Consider the following 15141-nt stretch of genomic DNA (forward strand, 5'->3'; position numbering starts at 1 on the left):
ATGACGGACCCGTGGCTACGCCGCTTCCACCCCGCCGACGACGCCCCCGCCCGTCTGGTGTGCCTGCCGCACGCGGGCGGCGCAGCCCCGTTCTTCCATCCGCTGTCGAAGTCGCTGTCCCCCGCCGTCGACGTCCTGGCGGTGCAGTACCCCGGCAGGCAAGACCGGATGGCCGAACCGGCCCTGCGCACCATCGACGAACTGGCGGACGGCGTCACCCAAGCCCTCCTGTCGTGGCTGGACCTGCCGGTGTTTTTGTTCGGCCACAGCATGGGCGCGACGCTCGCGTACGAGGTAGGCCTGCGCCTCGAGTCGAGAGGCACGCCCGCGGAAGCACTAGTCCTGTCCGGCCGACGCGCCCCGTCCCGCCTAGTGCGGTGAACGAGTTCCACCTCCAAGACGACGACGGCCTCCTGTCCGAAATCGAAAGGCCTCGCCGGCACCGACCCGAGGGTCCTGCGAGATCCCGAAACTGCGAGAACTGGTTCCTGCCGGCCCTGCGCGCCGATTACACCGCCATCGAGACCTACCGCCCGAGCCCAGGCCCGATCTCCGCGCCCATCCACGCCCACACCGGAGACGCCGACCCGCACGCCCCCGTGGCCGACGTACAAGCCTGGTCGGCCCACACCAACGGCGACTTCACCCTGACCACTTACCCAGGCGGCCACTTCTACCTGGCGGACCACGCGGCGGCTCTCACGGACGCGTTGCTGAAACTGACTACGAGCGGGTTTTAGGTCTCTCTGCCCTCCGCAGCCCGCCCATTACTCCCCATCTCGGGTTGCGGACGTCTATCTCGGCCTTCCGCAGACCTGTCCCGACCTTCCGCATGCCTTCTGCGGCGGCCCCGGACAGCGCGCGTTTCGCCGTGGCCGCGCACGCATTCCAGACCCGGACCATCGCGGCGGTCCGGTGAAGAAGTTCGCCGCCGACCACTGGCGCTCCAGTCCGCGCCACGGTGTTTCGGCTGCCAACCAAATTTCCGCTCCGCCACCCCTGCCAGTTTCCGCTGCGCCACCTGTCAGCTTCCGCTCCACCATCCCGCCGGGCTCTGCACCGCGACTCCGCCAGGCCCGCATCGTCGCCACCGCCAATCCCGTTCCGCCACCCGCCAACTTCCGCTCCGCCACCCACCCGGCTGTGCACCGCGACTCCGCCAAGCCCGCATCGTCGCCACCGCCAATCCCGTTCCGCCACCCGCCAACTTCCGCTCCGCCACCCACCCGGCTGTGCACCGCGACTCCGCCTGGCTCCGCACCGCCGCCACGCCAGCTTCTTCTCCACCACTCCGCCAGGCTCCCGCTCCGCCACCCCGCCAAGCCCCGCACCGTGACCCCGCCGGGCCCCGTTTCGCCACCCGCCAGGCTCTGCACCGCGATCCCGCCAGTCTCCGCTCCGCCGCCCGCCAAGCCCCCTCTTCGCCACCCGGCCAAGCCCCCTCCTCGCCATCCGCCAGGCTCCGTTTCGCCACCCGCCAGTCTCCGCTCCGCGACCCCGCCAAGGCTGCTCCGCCATCCCACCAGGCCCCGCTCCCCCACCCCGTAGGCTGCCGCCCATGGAACTGCGCAGGATGTTCACCGGTTTAGGACGCAGCAAGGCATTCGCCGCGTTCGGCCAAGCGATGATGCCCGCCGATCGCCTCCTCCTCCGCGTCACCGGCGGCCGCCTGGGCGTCGGCGCGGCGGTCGGGCTGCGCACCCTCCTGCTCACCACAATCGGCCGGACGACCGGAGAACCCCGCCAGGTCCCGCTGCTGTACGTCGAACGCTCCGGCGGCTACGTGGTAATCGGCTCCAACTGGGGCGGCGAAAACCACCCCGCGTGGACGGCGAACCTCCTGTCCGACGCCAACGCGACAGTCTCAGTGAATGGTCGCACCCTGCCGGTCCGAGGACGCCTCCTGGAAGGCACCGAACGACAGGAAATGTGGGACGCCGTCGCCTCCTACTAGCCCGCCTACAACCGCTACGCCGAACGAGCCGCCCACCGCGAAATCCGGGTCTTCCTCCTGGAACCCACGAACCCGGCCGCCTGACTGGCCGTTCTTCTCGCTAGCTGCACCTCGCGGTTCTCCTCGCCAGCTACACCTCGCGGAATCCCCGCCCAGCCCCCGCCCGTAGCCCTCCACCAGCCCACCTGACCGGCCGCACTTCGCTCGGGTACTTCGCGGAGAACACCAGGTCCTAGCCGCCACCAGCAGTCCACCCAGCCAACCGGCCCTTCTTCCGCCCGATCGCACCTCGCAGAACTCCCCCGTCCCGCAAGCACCACTAGCCCCTAGCTGACCACCCGACCGGCCTGTCCGCCCTCCGGCCGCTTCACATTCCGACACTTCGCGGAGAACCGCAGTCGCGGCGGCCACCACCAGCGCTCCACCCAGCCACTTAACCGGCCGGCCTTCCCTCGGCACCTCGCGGAGACCCCAGCAATCGCCACAGGTCCTCCACCCGGGCGGCCGCCGCGCGACCGGACCGAAGATTCAGTCACGCCCCGCCAGCTACCTTCCGCGCGGCAGGAACTTCGCCGCCTTCGCCTGGAGGTATCGGCGTTCCGGCATGCTGCTCGTCCGTTTCGCCGCGCGCAGGTAGTGCTCGTGCGCACCCGCGGTGTCGCCAGCGAGTTCGAGCAGATGCGCACGAACCGCGTCGAACCGGTGGCCCTGCTTCAGGCGCGCGTCGTCCTCGAGGGTGGCCAGCAGAGCCAGCGCTTTCTCCGGTCCGTGCACCATCGCGACCGCGATCGCCCGGTTCAGCGTCGTCACTGGGCCGGGCGCGAGGTGTTCGAGCAGGCCGTACAGCTCCAGGATCTGCGCCCAGTCCGTGGAGTCGGTGCCCGCCGCCTGGTCGTGCAGCGCCGCGATGGCAGCTTGTACCTGGTACGGCCCCACCGGACCTCGGCCCAACACCCGGTTCACCAGCTCCAGGCCCTCGACGATCAACGGCACTGTCCACAGTCGACGGTCCTGATCGGCGAGCGGCGTCAACGCTCCGTCGGGCCCGGTGCGCGCCGGCCGTCGGGCGTCGGTTAGCAGCATGAGCGCGAGCAGCCCCGCGACCTCGCCATCGTCCGGCAGCAACGAGTGGACGGCCCGGGTCAGCCGGATCGCTTCCTCGGACAGTTCGACCCGGTGCAGATCCTCACCCGAGGTCGCCGTGTATCCCTCGTTGAAAATCAGGTACAGCACATGCAAGACGACCTGCAGCCGCGCGGGCCAATCCTCTGCGGACGGAGGCGTAAAGGTCGAACCGGCCGCCGCGACGCTTTCCTTCGCCGCGTGATCCGTCGCGCCATGGTGCCCTCCGGCACCAGGAACGCGCGTGCGATCTCGGCAGTCGTCAACCCGCCAACCGCGCGCAGCGTCAGCGCGACTTGCGAGCTGGGCGTCACCGCCGGATGGCAGCACAGGAACAACAACGTGAGCGTGTCGTCCTGCGCCGGCGGCTGCTCGTCCTCCGGCCCGGCCACGACCGCGGTCAGCGCGACGTCCTGCACCGCAACGGTTTCCTCGCGCCGTCGCCGAGCGCTCTCGCTGCGCCAAAGGTCGGTCAACCGGCGCGTGGCGACCGTCAGCAGCCAGGCGCGCGGGTTGTCCGGCACCTCGCCTGCCGACCACTGCTCGACCGCGGCGACCAGCGCCTCCTGGACCGCGTCCTCGCACGCCTCGAACTGCCCGTACCGCCGCACGAGCGTCCCGAGCACCTGCGGCACGAGCGGCCGGAGCAGCTCGCCGACGTCCGCCATCAGCCGAGTTCGGACTGTGTTTCCGCGTCAGCGAAGAACACGACCGGCCGGACCTCGATGCCGAGCCCGTCGATCCCCGCGTCGGGAATCATCGCGGCGACCTCCAGCGCCCGATCGCGGCTCTCGCATTCGACCAGGTAGAACCCGGCGAGGAACTCCTTCGACTCCGCGTACGGACCGTCGGTGACCGCAGGCACCCCGCCGCGCACCCGCACGACAGCGCTGTCCTCCGGCCCGCCGAGCGCCTGCGTGCTGATCATCTCGCCGGACGCGCGGATCTTGGCGATGAAGTCCGCGTGCCCGTCCATCACCTCCTGTCGGGTCTCCTCGCTCAGCCCCTCCCATACGTCGGGGTTCATGTGCATCGTCAGCAGGAACTTCACGTCGTCCTCCCCAGCAGCCGGTTCAGGCGACCAACCTAGCGGAGCCGCGCGGCGATGCCGTCCAGCAGACATTCGAGGCCAAGCTCGAACTGCGCGTCCTCGGCCGCTGCCGCCTCAGCCACCTTCCGCGCGCCAGCAGCGTCCGCCGCCTGGCCCGACACCGCCCGGCCCGAGTCAGCCACCTGCCCCGGCCCGGCGATCCGGCCCGTGCCAGCCGCCCGGCCGGTCCCGGCCGGCTGGCCAGTTCCATCGACCGTCCCAGCCGCGCTAGCCCCACCCGCTCGACCGGAGCCCGTCGCCGCGCCAGCCTCAGCCGCCTCGCGGGAACCAGTGCCCGCACGGTCCGCCTCAGCGAACCGCTCGCGCTCGGCCGCCTCCGCACCCGACCGAGCCCCCGGCGTACCAGCCCCGGTCACCCCGCCAGACGCATCCGGCTCCGCTTCCGCTCCCGCACCGCCCGCGCCGGCGTCAGCAGCCTCGCCAGGGGCCTCGTGCCCCTCGGCCAGAAAGCTCCCCAGCACCCGTGCGAGCAGCGGATACGGCCCGTCCTCGGGTGCGACATCGCCGAACCAAGCCCGCGCGTGCCGCTGCACGTCCACCACGTCGACGAACGCGTTGCGCTGCCACATCGCCCGCTCTTCCGCCCACTGCAGCGCCTGACCGAGGACGTACCCGTCGAGCAGCCGGGCGTACCCGAGCGCCGACGCGAGGTCCTGGCCAAGCCGGTCGAACGTCGCCAGCACGAACTCGGTCCGCCGGCTCGCGTTCGGCCCCGCCGGCGGCCGCTGGTGCACGAGCCGCGCGTACCACGGATGCCGCTTCGTCATCGCCCACGTGTCGACCGCGACGGCAGTCAGCTCGCCCCGCCAGTCCTCGCCCGGGACTTCCGGGGTGCGCACCTCGCTGTTCGCGAGGTCCAGCATCAGGTCCACCAGACCGTCTTTGTTGTGCACGTAGCGGTACAGCGACATCGGAGTGGACGCGCCCAGCTCCTTCGCCACAGCCCGCATCGTGAGCGCCTCCGCGCCTCCGTGGTCGGCCAGGCGCACAGCCGCGTTCACGATGTCGACTCGTCCGAGGCCCCATCCGCGCTCCGGCGGCTCAGGCAATACCCAAATCGGCGGTGTCGGCCCTTGATCTCCCATTCAGCTCCTTGTCTCCAGCCCGCTTGCGTACACAGTACATCGTCATGTACAACGTACACAAGATGTACAACGTACACGACCCTGGGGGTTATGAGATGACCGCTCGAATTCCTGTTCTGATCTGCGGCGGAGGGATCGCCGGACTCACCGCGGCACTGCTGCTGCACCGCGAGGGAGTCGCGCCGGTGCTGGTGGAAAAGCACGCTGGCACTTCCCCGCAGCCGAAGGCCCGCCGCTTCAACCCGCGCAGCACCGAGGTGTTCCGCTGGCTCGGCCTCATGGACGAGGTCGAGCGAGCAAGCGCACCGCTCGCGTCGTTCACCGGAATGCTCTCCGGTTCCACCCTGGCCGACGCGACCTGGCCGAAGGTCACTGAAAACATGCGCGAGCGGTTCGCCCAGCACGCGAAAATGCCCGACCTCAGCCCAGCGCCAAGCGTCCTGTGCCCGCAAGACGTGCTGGAACCGGTGCTCCGGCAGGCCGCGGTCGAGCGCGGCGTTTCGGTTCGCTTCGGCACCGAACTGGTGTCGTTCGAGCAGGACGACGCTGGGGTAACCGCCGAACTGCGCCCAATCGACGGCGAGCCGTACCAGGTCAGCGCGGACTATCTGATCGCGGCGGACGGCGCGCGCAGTCCGATCCGCACCACGCTCGGCATCCCTCGCGGCGGGCACGGGCACCTGGCCGACAATCTCGACATTTGTTTCCGCGCCGACCTGACCGAGCTGGTCCGGGACAAACCGTTCAACCTGTGCCGGATCGAGAATCCGGCGGCGTCCGGCGCGTTCGTGTCGGTCAACGGCACCGACCGCTGGCTCTTCTCCACCTCCGACTTCCCCGGCTCGGACTCTCTGAGCGAGGACGGCTGGCGCGAGCTGCTGCGCACTGTAATCGGCGTGCCGGACCTCGAGGTCGAAGTGCTGAGCCGGATGCAGTGGGAGTCAGGGATGTACGTGGCCGAGTGTTTCTCCTCCGGCCGGGTCTTCCTTGCCGGAGACGCCGCGCACGCGATGCCGCCAATGGCCGCCGCGGGCGCGAACACCGCGATCGCGGACGTCGCCAACCTGGCCTGGAAGCTCGCCGCAGTGTTGTCGGGCAGGGCGGCGCCCACCCTGCTCGACACCTACCACGCGGAGCGCTACCCGATCGGGTATGCGACGGCCGAGTTCTCCAGCATGGTGAGCGGCCATCTCGGCACCATGCTCGCCACGATCACCAGCGACGACGCACCACGCATCGACCCGTTGGCCGCGCTGTTCGGCGTGCAATACGAACGCGGCGCCTTCATCCCGGACGGACGCGGTCCCGCCCCGGAGGACCGGTACGGCCCGGCCGGTCGTCCGGGCACCCGAGTTCCGCACGCCTGGCTCGACGGCACGACGTCCACAGTGGACTTGGCGATGCCTGGTTTCGCCCTGCTCTGCGGACCGGACCACGCCCGGTGGACAGCCGAGGCCAGCCGGCTGGGCCTCCGCGTCGTTCCCGTCTCGGACGAGGCATGGCTGGCCGAGACGGAATTGCCTGCCGACGGTGCGCTGCTGCTCCGGCCGGACGCCATCGTCGGGTGGCATTCCTCGTCGGGGGTCCCGCTTGCCGAAGCCCTGTCCCGCCTCCTCCACACCCGAGCGGAGGCAACCGTGTGACCTCGCCGACGGTGCTCGGGTTCGCCCGCCCCGCGCACTGGATCTGCCACGCCTTTGCCGAAAGAGAGGAGCATTGATCGAACACACCTGAACGCGCGGATCCGGGTGCCGGTACCAGCCAGCCCGCTTCGGCACCGACCGGTTGCGATCCGCGGCTGCCTCTCCTGACCAGGTCGAGCCACGCCACCGTGCCAGCCCGCACTTACCGCGGCTCGTGCTGGGAGAAGAGCAGCCGACGACAGCGAGGATCGCTGTGGTCCGCCTCAACGGGAAGCCAGAGAGAGTCAGACCCGGGCGCGTTGCCCACAGCCTCGCGCACCAGAGCCGAGGAGGCGCGGCAGCGGCCACCCACTGCGCTTCACGCAGTGCGCGCATCGGAGCACCCCAGATCCGCCACCGGAACGTGCTCGTCGACGCCGAGGGTGCTCGGCGTCTCGGGCCAGGAGAAACCAACCGCAGTCTGCATCAGAAGGGAGGTCCGCCAGCGACCTGCACAACCATCCGCCGACCAGCCGCAGTGGTCGCTTCAAGCGGCCTACGTCGACGAGCGCTCGGGGCCGCAGAGGGACCGAACTGCGGGTGTTGGCCACGCGATCTGCACTGACAGCCTCGCCGCGAGCAGTCCGAGCCAAAGCGAACGAGTGCTTAGGTCCGCAGAGGGGCCGAACTGTGCGCGTCTGCCACGCGACCTGAGCCGGCAGCCTCGCCGCGAGCAATCCGAGCCAGGAGCGGTCGCTTCAAGGCGCGGTCGCCGGTGGCCGTCAGTGCCCGCAGACCAGGTCCAGTTCGCGCAGACCAGGTCGGCGGCTGTCACGTCGAGGGCTGGCGCGTCAAGAAGCCGTCAGGGTTAGCCGTCGAGTCAGGCAACCCGCGTCAACAACCGTCGCGCCGAGCGACCCGGAAACACCGTCCGCATAAAGATCGAATTACGACCCATTCAGGAGGCGACAAAACCGATGACCGCACCGCTCATTCGAACCGGGACGGGTCTCCCGCCCCGTGCCGCACGACCTCCGCCTCGCCGGAGGAGAAGTCGATCACTGTGGTGGGTTCCACGCCGCAGTCGCCGGAGTCGATGACGGCGTCCAGGACGTGGTCGAGTTCTTCCTTGATCTCCCAGCCCTGGGTGAGGGGCTCGCCGGAATCGGGCAGCAGCAGCGTGCTCGACAGGATCGGCTCGCCCAGCTCGCCGAGCAGTTCCTGGGTCACGACGTGGTCGGGGATTCGCACGCCGACGGTCTTCTTCTTGGCGTGCAGCAGCCGCCGCGGGACTTCCTTCGTCGCCGGGAGGATGAACGTGTAGGGGCCCGGGGTGCTGGCCTTGATCGCCCGGAACACCGCGTTGTCGATGTGCACGAACTGGCCGAGCTGGGCGAAGTCCTGGCAGACGAGCGTGAAGTGGTGCCGGTGGTCGAGCTTGCGGATGGTGCGGATCCGTTCCATCCCCTGCTGGTTGCCGAGCCGGCAGCCGAGCGCGAAGCACGAGTCGGTCGGGTAGGCGATGAGCCCGTCGTCGCGCAGCAGGTCGACCACCTGGGAGAGCGCGCGGCGCTGCGGGTTCTGCGGGTGCACGTCGAAGTAGCGGGCCATTGCCCGAGCTTAGGCGTGCCCGCCGGGCCGGGCGCGCGGGCTCTCCGGGGGCCGGGCACAGTGACGGGCGAGGAGGTAGGTCCGTGCATGCTCTCTGGTCCACCGGCGAACAGTGGGAACTGCTGCCGCCGGTGCTGCTCGCCCTGCTGCTGAGCACGGTGATCGGCATCGAGCGCGAGGTCGGCAACAAACAGGCCGGCCTGCGCACGCACACGCTGGTCGGCGTCGGGTCGGCGGTCTTCATGCTGGTGTCGAAATACGGTTTCGCCGATTTGCTCGGCATCGAGCACGTGGCGCTCGACCCGTCGCGGATCGCCGCGCAGATCGTGTCCGGCATCGGGTTCGTCGGCGGCGGGCTGATCTTCGTGCGGCGCGACGCGGTGCGCGGCCTCACGACCGCGGCGACCGTCTGGCTCGCCGCAGCCGTCGGAGTCGCGTGCGGTGCCGGGCTGCCGGTGCTGGCTGTCGCGACCACCGCAGGGCTGGTGGTGATCACTCGCGGATTCCCGCGGATTTCCCGGTTCGTCGCGCGCCATCGGCGGCAGCCGCCGATCCTCCGGTTGAGTTATGCCGACGGGCACGGCGTATTGCGAGCCGTGCTCGCCACTTGCACCGATCGGGGTTGGGCGGTCCACCGGGTGGCGGTCGACCGCGAGACAGTTTCCGAGGAGGGGCAACGGATCGCGGTCGTCACCCTGCTGTTGCAGGGACGCGGCGATCTTCCCGAACTCACGGCGGAACTGGCCGAATTGCCCGGCGTGCGAAGCACCGCGACGGGCGCGGAGGATCCGCTCGAAGATTGACCCGCCCCGGGTTCACACGGATCGCCGGACTTCAGGCACACTGGAGGCAGTGCGGAAACCCCGGCGCGGCAAGAAAAACGAGCGCCGAGGAGAAACCATCCAAATGGGAGGTGAGAGCATGGCCCCCGGCGGTGGCGAGGACCTGATGGCCGTCCGGCCGTCCTTCGACTTGGCTTGGCGCGGCTATCAGCGCGGCCAGGTGGAAGAATTCGTCACGTGGGTCGAGGCGGAATTCCGGCGCCTCGCCGCGGAACGCGACGCCGCGGCACGACAAGCGGCCGAACTCGCCGAGCGCAATCGCGAACTGCGCGCGACGGTCGACCGGATCAGCCGTACCCCCATCGCGCCGGACGCCTTGCAGGAACGCTCCCGCCGGATGGTCGAGCTGACGCGCGAGGAAGCGGCGGAGATCACCGCACGCGCCGAGGACACCGCCGCGCGGATCATCGCCGACGCCAAGGCGGAAGCCGTCCGCCTCACCGAAAAGGAACGCGCGCTCGTCGAAGCCGTCTCCGCGGATCGCGAGCAGCAGCGGCGGGAACACGAAGATCTGCTGCGCCGCGCAGTCGAAGAACGCAAGGCCGCGGACGAAGCGGCGGCGAAGGAACGCCAGCGGCTCGAAGAGCACCTCACGCGCACGTTGGCCGACCGCCGCACCGACGCGCTCCGCGAAATCGCCGACCGCACCGCAGCCGCGCGCGCCGAAGCCGACGCGCGCGTCCGCCAAGCCACCGACCACGCCACCCGAATCGTCTCCGACGCCGAACAGCGAGTCGCCGAACTCGTCGCCGTCCAGCAACGGGTGAAGGCCGCACTGCGCGGTGCCCGCGAACTTCTGGCAACCGCGAACGCCGACCTCGCCCCGGACGGCACGCCGGTGCCAAACCAGCGACGCAACTCAGTGCTGCCCGAAGTCGCCGAGGCCGCCCCGACTGGCTGATCACCGGTGTCGGCCGAGGCGCGGACTGCTTACTGGTCGGCCCGGTGAACACTGACCTCGTTCCGAATCGGTGCCAGGTCACGCCGCTCGCAGAAGTTGCCAAAGCCACGCTTTGACTGGTCGAGCATCCGTCCAGGAGGCGACGGCGGTTGATCGATGCCGAGTCTCGACGCTCGCAGAAGTTATCGAAGCTGCGGTGTGACTGGCTGAGCCTCGGCCCAGGAGACCACGTGGTCCCTCGGTGCGACAGGCGCGAAGGTCGAGTTCCTCCCGAACCATCACCTGCGTTCCTCTCTCGCAGGCGGGCACCGCGGCTTTTGCGGCCGCATCAGCCGCGAGGCCCGGCGGGCGCACCTGCTTGGCGGCCGACCATGTCGAGCACCGGCCCTGGATACGCCGGGTGGGTATACTCGGTGGTGAACCAACGGGGATGCCGACAAAAAGGGACGATGTGCGATGACCGGCTACGGCAGTGAACGAGAGGCCTACCTCAAGCGCCTTCGCCGGATCGAGGGGCAGATCCGCGGCCTGCAGCGCATGGTCGAGGAGGACAAGTACTGCATCGACATCCTGACCCAGGTGTCCGCGGCGACGAAGGCCTTGCAGTCCTTCTCGCTGGAGTTGCTCGACGAGCACCTGGCGACCTGTGTCGTCCAGGCGGCGGCCGCGGGCGGGGAGGAAGCGGACCTCAAGGTGCGCGAGGCCTCCGATGCCATCGCGCGGTTGGTGCGTTCCTGAGGTAGCGCACGGCAGTTGCTTCCTAGCGGGCTCGCCATTGCCAACGAGACGGCTGCGCATCCAGACCACAGGTGCGGGCGAAAAGAATTCCTCCGCGCAGAGCGTGTGCGTGGTGCTCGACGCTCCGGAGGGCGGGTTTGTTTCCGCGGGAGTGTTCGCCGGGACAGAAGTCCGCGTTTGAACCGCGACGGTGCCTCGCAGGGGTCCGAGCGGTCGCTGGTTCAGGTCGTTTGACGCAACTCCGGGCAAGGTCGACGGCTCGCCGTCCGCCAACCGTCGTACCGCAGCGGGGGCCTCAGAGCGAGTCATCGCCAGGCAGACCAGCGCCAGAGGCCAGCCGCGAAAACGGGCCAGCAGTGGAAACCCGCCACTGGCCCGTCCCGGGGGACATCACGCTGCTCGGAACCGCCGCAACCGGAGGCTGTTCGAGACCACGAATACCGAGGAGAAGGCCATCGCCGCGCCTGCGATCATGGGGTTGAGCAGGCCGAACGCTGCCAGCGGCAGTGCCGCGACGTTGTAGGCGAACGCCCAGAACAGGTTTCCCTTGATCGTGCCCAGCGTGCGCCGGGCCAGGCGGATCGCGTCTACTGCTGCTCGCAGGTCTCCTCGGACCAGAGTCAGGTCTCCGGCTTCGATCGCCGCGTCCGTTCCCGTGCCCATGGCCAGGCCCAGGTCGGCTTGGGCGAGCGCGGCCGCGTCGTTGACGCCGTCGCCGACCATTGCCACCACTCTGCCTTCGGCTTGCAGGCGCTTCACCACGGCCACCTTTTCCGCGGGGAGCACCTCGGCCACGACCTCGGTGATGCCCGCGGCGTCGGCGATCGCTCGCGCGGCGCCGGCGTTGTCGCCGGTCAGCAGTACCGGCTGCAGGCCCAGCGAACGGAGTTCGGCGACGGCTTGCGCGGACGTCGGCTTGATCGTGTCCGCGACCACCAGCACGCCTCGCGCGACGCCGTCCCACGCGACGAAGACTGCCGTCGCGCCGCGTTCTTCCGCTGCGGCCTTCGCGGAGGTCAACTGGTCGTCGATCTTGACGCTCCAGTCGGCCAGGAAGGCCGCGCGGCCGGCCAGGACTGCTGCGCCTTCCACCAGGCCGGAGACACCGAGACCCTCGGTGTTGCGGAACTCGGTCGCCGACGGGAGGTCGCCGACTCGTTCGCGGGCGCCGTCCGCGATCGCTTTCGCGATCGGGTGCTCCGAGGCGTGCTCGACTGCCCCGGCGTAACGCAGCAGTTCGCGCTCCGTGACGCCTTCCCCGACGTGGACGTCCACCAGGCTCATTCGCCCGGTCGTGACGGTCCCCGTCTTGTCGAGCACCACGGTGTCGACCCGGCGAGTGGATTCGAGCACCTCCGGACCCTTGATCAGGATCCCGAGCTGCGCGCCGCGACCGGTGCCGACCAGCAAGGCCGTCGGGGTCGCGAGGCCCAGTGCGCAGGGGCAGGCGATGATCAGCACGGCTACCGCGGCGGTGAACGCCTCGGTGACGTCTCCGCTGGTCAAGAGCCAGGTGATCAGCGTCCCCAGAGCCAGCACCAGGACGATCGGCACGAACACTGCCGAGACGCGGTCGGCCAAGCGCTGGACTGCTGCCTTGCCGTTCTGCGCTTCCTCCACGAGCCGGGCCATCTGCGCGAGCTGCGTGTCCGCGCCGACGCGGGTGGCGCGCACCGCGATCCGGCCGCCGACGTTCACCGTCGCGCCGGTCACGCCGTCACCCACCGCGACCTCGACCGGCACCGACTCCCCGGTAATCATGCTGACGTCGACTGCCGAGCTACCGTCGGTAACCACGCCGTCCGTGGCGATCTTCTCGCCAGGCCGGACCACGAACGTGTCTCCGACCCGGAGTTGGCCGACCGGGATCCGCTGCTCGCGGCCATCGCGCAGGACTGTGACGTCCTTCGCGCCGAGTTCGAGCAGTGCCCGGAGCGCGGCACCGGAGCGACGCTTGGACCTCGCCTCGAAGTACCGGCCGGCGAGGATGAACGTGGTGACGCCCGCCGCGACCTCGAGGTAAATGTTGTCCGTTCCCGATCCCCCGGACACGCTGAACTCGAAGCCGTGCCGCAGGCCCGGCATGCCTGCCATGCCGAAGAACAGCGCGTACAGCGACCACAGCGTGGCGGCCGAGACGCCGAGCGAGATCAGCGTGTCCATCGTCGCCGCGCCGTGCCGGAGGTTGGTCCAGGCGGCGCGGTGGAACGGCCACGCACCCCAGACCACGACTGGCGCGGCGAGCGTGAGCGACAGCCACTGCCAGTTCGTGAACTGCAGCGCGGGGACCATCGCCAGCACGATCACCGGCACGGTGAGGATCGCCGAGTACAAGAGCCGGTCGCGCAGCGGCCGCGTTTCGTCCTGCTCGGGCGCTTCCGGCTTCTCCGGTTCCGGCGCTTGCGCGGTGTACCCGGTCGCTTCGACGACGCCCACCAGGTCGTGGACCGAAACGGTGGAGGGGTATTCGACGTGCGCCTTCTCGGTCGCGTAGTTGACGCTCGCGGTGACGCCTTCGACCTTGTTGAGCTTCCGTTCGACCCGAGCAGCACACGACGCGCAGGTCATCCCGCCAATGGCGAGTTCGACTGACTGCACGGGGGCTGGTGTCGTGGTGCTCATGTCACTCCTTTTTACGCGACGACCTGGTAGCCGGCCTCGGCGACGGCGGCCTCGACGGCCTCGCGCGAAATCGGCTCTGCACTGGTGACCTTCACGGCGCCGGTGGCGAGGTCGACGTCGACCTTCTGCACCCCGGCCAGGCCGCCTACCTCCTCTTTCACCGATCCGACGCAGTGCCCGCACGTCATGCCCTGGACGGTGTAAGTCGCTTCGGTCATCGCCACACTCCCTATCGTGCTCTCCGCTGATACCTCCTTTATACCCCTAGGGGGTAGCGGCATGCCAGAGGACCCTGTCGTGAACCCGGTTACCCGCCGGGAGAGACTTCACGGATGCGGAAGATCTACGCGATCGGGATCGGCGCCGGCGACCCGGAACACTTGACGGTGCAGGCAGTCGACCGGCTCAATCGCGTCGACGTGTTCTTCGTGCTCGACAAGGGCAGCGCGAAGGCCGACCTGGTGCAGCTGCGCCAGGAGATCCTGGAGCGGTTCGTGAGCCGGCCGGGGTATCGGGTAGTGAGCGCGAAGGACCCGGACCGCGACCGGAAGCCCGCGGACTACCGGACCGCGGTCGCCGACTGGCACCAGCTCCGCACTGACGTCTACGAGCGGCTGATCCGCGACGAGCTGGCCGACGGCGAGACCGGCGCGTTCCTCGTCTGGGGCGATCCGGCGCTGTACGACAGCACGATCGCGTTGATCGAGGCCGTGCTGGCACGTGGGAACGTGGCGTTCGACTACGAGGTGGTGCCGGGGATCAGCAGCATCTCCGCGCTGGTGGCCCGGCATCGCACGACGATGAACCAGATCGGCCGTGCCGTGCAGCTCACGACGGGGCGCCGGTTGGCCGAGGGCTGGCCGAGCGACGCCGATGACGTCTTCGTGCTGCTTGACGCGCACACCGCGTTCGATCAGTACGCGGACCAGGGGTTGTGGATCTATTGGGGCGCGTACGTCGGCACTCCGGACGAGATCTTGCTGTCCGGGCCGTTGGATGAGGCCTTGGCGACGAAGATCCGCGAGACGCGGGCCGCGGCCCGGGAGCAGCACGGGTGGATCATGGACACATACTTGCTGCGCCGGCCGGAGTGAAGGCGGCGGGCCGTTTTCGCGGCCTGCCTTTTTTCGGGCATGAAAAAAAGGGGCGGGGCTCCGGGAAAACCTTATTCAGGTTCTCGACCGGGGCCCCGCCCCTTCTTTTAAGTTAAGTTCGGCGGTGTCCTACTCTCCCACAACCCTTCGGTTGCAGTACCATCGGCGCAGTCAGGCTTAGCTTCCGGGTTCGGAATGGGACCGGGCGTTTCCCTGACGCTAAAACCACCGAAACACTCCGAAACAACACACACCTGTCACTGTCGTGACAGCCGGTGTGGTGTTTCAGAACCGTAGAGTGGATGCGAGCGATCTTTGTGGGCAAGTCCTCGGCCTATTAGTACCAGTCAACTCGACAACACATTACTGTGCTTCCATTTCTGGCCTATCAACCCAATCGTCTCTTGGGGGCCTTAACCCACATGGGGTGGGATACCTC

Annotated in this window: 13 protein-coding genes, 1 rRNA gene and 1 pseudogene; 8 read left to right on the forward strand and 7 right to left on the reverse strand. The window is 69.2% G+C overall.

What is annotated here, in order from left to right; translation table 11 throughout:
- From SSMG_RS47220 to SSMG_RS27545, 3 genes are all read left to right on the forward strand, one after another.
- Window positions 1-381 (forward strand): thioesterase II family protein, encoded by a 381-nt coding sequence (locus SSMG_RS47220; protein WP_009081403.1) that lies wholly within the window; start codon window positions 1-3, stop codon window positions 379-381.
- The gene (locus SSMG_RS47225) at window positions 378-740 is read left to right on the forward strand and encodes a thioesterase II family protein (protein WP_286156980.1); all 363 of its coding nucleotides are present in this window, start codon (window positions 378-380) and stop codon (window positions 738-740) included. The genes SSMG_RS47220 and SSMG_RS47225 overlap by 4 nt, the downstream gene beginning before the upstream one ends.
- 818 nt (window positions 741-1558) lie before the next feature.
- Window positions 1559-1954 carry a nitroreductase family deazaflavin-dependent oxidoreductase gene (locus SSMG_RS27545; protein ID WP_009081404.1) on the forward strand — a complete coding sequence of 132 codons (396 nt, stop codon included), beginning with the start codon at window positions 1559-1561 and terminating at the stop codon, window positions 1952-1954.
- A gap of 546 nt (window positions 1955-2500) precedes the next feature.
- Here SSMG_RS27545 and SSMG_RS27550 read toward each other — a convergent pair.
- From SSMG_RS27550 to SSMG_RS44930, 3 genes and pseudogenes are all read right to left on the reverse strand, one after another.
- Window positions 2501-3744: pseudogene (locus SSMG_RS27550) on the reverse strand (RNA polymerase sigma factor).
- Complete coding sequence (locus SSMG_RS27555; protein ID WP_037715054.1) at window positions 3744-4127, reverse strand: YciI family protein; 384 nt, start codon at window positions 4125-4127, stop codon at window positions 3744-3746. The pseudogene SSMG_RS27550 and the gene SSMG_RS27555 overlap by 1 nt, the downstream one beginning before the upstream one ends.
- Before the next feature lie 35 nt (window positions 4128-4162).
- Window positions 4163-5188 carry a TetR/AcrR family transcriptional regulator gene (locus tag SSMG_RS44930; RefSeq protein WP_050788298.1) on the reverse strand — a complete coding sequence of 342 codons (1026 nt, stop codon included), beginning with the start codon at window positions 5186-5188 and terminating at the stop codon, window positions 4163-4165.
- A 128-nt stretch (window positions 5189-5316) separates the two neighbouring features.
- Between SSMG_RS44930 and SSMG_RS27565 the strand changes: the two genes are divergently transcribed.
- A complete protein-coding gene (locus tag SSMG_RS27565) occupies window positions 5317-6915 on the forward strand; it encodes an FAD-dependent monooxygenase (RefSeq protein WP_286156981.1) in 1599 nt (532 codons plus the stop codon).
- A 969-nt stretch (window positions 6916-7884) separates the two neighbouring features.
- Here the strand turns inward: SSMG_RS27565 and SSMG_RS27570 are convergent.
- Window positions 7885-8505, reverse strand: coding sequence for an L-threonylcarbamoyladenylate synthase (locus SSMG_RS27570; RefSeq protein ID WP_009081413.1), 621 nt, complete (start codon window positions 8503-8505; stop codon window positions 7885-7887).
- A gap of 83 nt (window positions 8506-8588) precedes the next feature.
- Between SSMG_RS27570 and SSMG_RS27575 the strand changes: the two genes are divergently transcribed.
- From SSMG_RS27575 to SSMG_RS27585, 3 genes are all read left to right on the forward strand, one after another.
- On the forward strand, window positions 8589-9308 hold the full coding sequence (locus tag SSMG_RS27575) for an MgtC/SapB family protein (RefSeq protein WP_009081414.1): 720 nt from the start codon (window positions 8589-8591) through the stop codon (window positions 9306-9308).
- A gap of 118 nt (window positions 9309-9426) precedes the next feature.
- Window positions 9427-10248 (forward strand): DivIVA domain-containing protein, encoded by an 822-nt coding sequence (locus SSMG_RS27580; RefSeq protein WP_009081416.1) that lies wholly within the window; start codon window positions 9427-9429, stop codon window positions 10246-10248.
- 456 nt (window positions 10249-10704) lie between these two features.
- Window positions 10705-10986, forward strand: a complete 282-nt coding sequence (locus tag SSMG_RS27585; RefSeq protein ID WP_009081418.1) for a metal-sensitive transcriptional regulator — start codon at window positions 10705-10707, stop codon at window positions 10984-10986.
- 390 nt (window positions 10987-11376) lie between these two features.
- Here SSMG_RS27585 and SSMG_RS27590 read toward each other — a convergent pair whose 3' ends face one another.
- On the reverse strand, window positions 11377-13608 hold the full coding sequence (locus SSMG_RS27590) for a cation-translocating P-type ATPase (protein ID WP_009081419.1): 2232 nt from the start codon (window positions 13606-13608) through the stop codon (window positions 11377-11379).
- 11 nt (window positions 13609-13619) lie between these two features.
- Window positions 13620-13826, reverse strand: a complete 207-nt coding sequence (locus SSMG_RS27595) for a heavy-metal-associated domain-containing protein (protein WP_037715058.1) — start codon at window positions 13824-13826, stop codon at window positions 13620-13622.
- 114 nt (window positions 13827-13940) lie between these two features.
- On the opposite strand from SSMG_RS27595, the gene cobF reads away from it, so the two are divergent.
- Entirely contained in the window at window positions 13941-14702 is a 762-nt protein-coding gene (gene cobF, locus SSMG_RS27600) for a precorrin-6A synthase (deacetylating) (RefSeq protein ID WP_009081420.1), read from the forward strand.
- 116 nt (window positions 14703-14818) lie between these two features.
- On the opposite strand, the gene rrf is transcribed toward cobF, so the two are convergent.
- Window positions 14819-14935: ribosomal RNA gene (rrf, locus tag SSMG_RS27605) — 5S ribosomal RNA — on the reverse strand.
- Window positions 14936-15141: the final 206 nt, after the last annotated feature.

It is taken from the genome of Streptomyces sp. AA4, assembly GCF_000158875.1.
GTDB lineage: Bacteria > Actinomycetota > Actinomycetes > Mycobacteriales > Pseudonocardiaceae > Amycolatopsis.

What these genes read in the sequence shown, in the direction of transcription:
- SSMG_RS27590 (WP_009081419.1), bottom strand. Translation starts at nt 13,608, where the DNA reads ATGAGCACCACGACACCAGCCCCCGTGCAGTCAGTCGAACTCGCCATT.
- SSMG_RS47220 (WP_009081403.1), top strand. Translation starts at nt 1, where the DNA reads ATGACGGACCCGTGGCTACGCCGCTTCCACCCCGCCGACGACGCCCCC.
- SSMG_RS27580 (WP_009081416.1), top strand. Translation starts at nt 9,427, where the DNA reads ATGGCCCCCGGCGGTGGCGAGGACCTGATGGCCGTCCGGCCGTCCTTC.
- SSMG_RS27570 (WP_009081413.1), bottom strand. Translation starts at nt 8,505, where the DNA reads ATGGCCCGCTACTTCGACGTGCACCCGCAGAACCCGCAGCGCCGCGCG.
- SSMG_RS27595 (WP_037715058.1), bottom strand. Translation starts at nt 13,826, where the DNA reads ATGACCGAAGCGACTTACACCGTCCAGGGCATGACGTGCGGGCACTGC.
- SSMG_RS27545 (WP_009081404.1), top strand. Translation starts at nt 1,559, where the DNA reads ATGGAACTGCGCAGGATGTTCACCGGTTTAGGACGCAGCAAGGCATTC.
- cobF (WP_009081420.1), top strand. Translation starts at nt 13,941, where the DNA reads ATGCGGAAGATCTACGCGATCGGGATCGGCGCCGGCGACCCGGAACAC.
- SSMG_RS27585 (WP_009081418.1), top strand. Translation starts at nt 10,705, where the DNA reads ATGACCGGCTACGGCAGTGAACGAGAGGCCTACCTCAAGCGCCTTCGC.
- SSMG_RS27565 (WP_286156981.1), top strand. Translation starts at nt 5,317, where the DNA reads ATGTACAACGTACACAAGATGTACAACGTACACGACCCTGGGGGTTAT.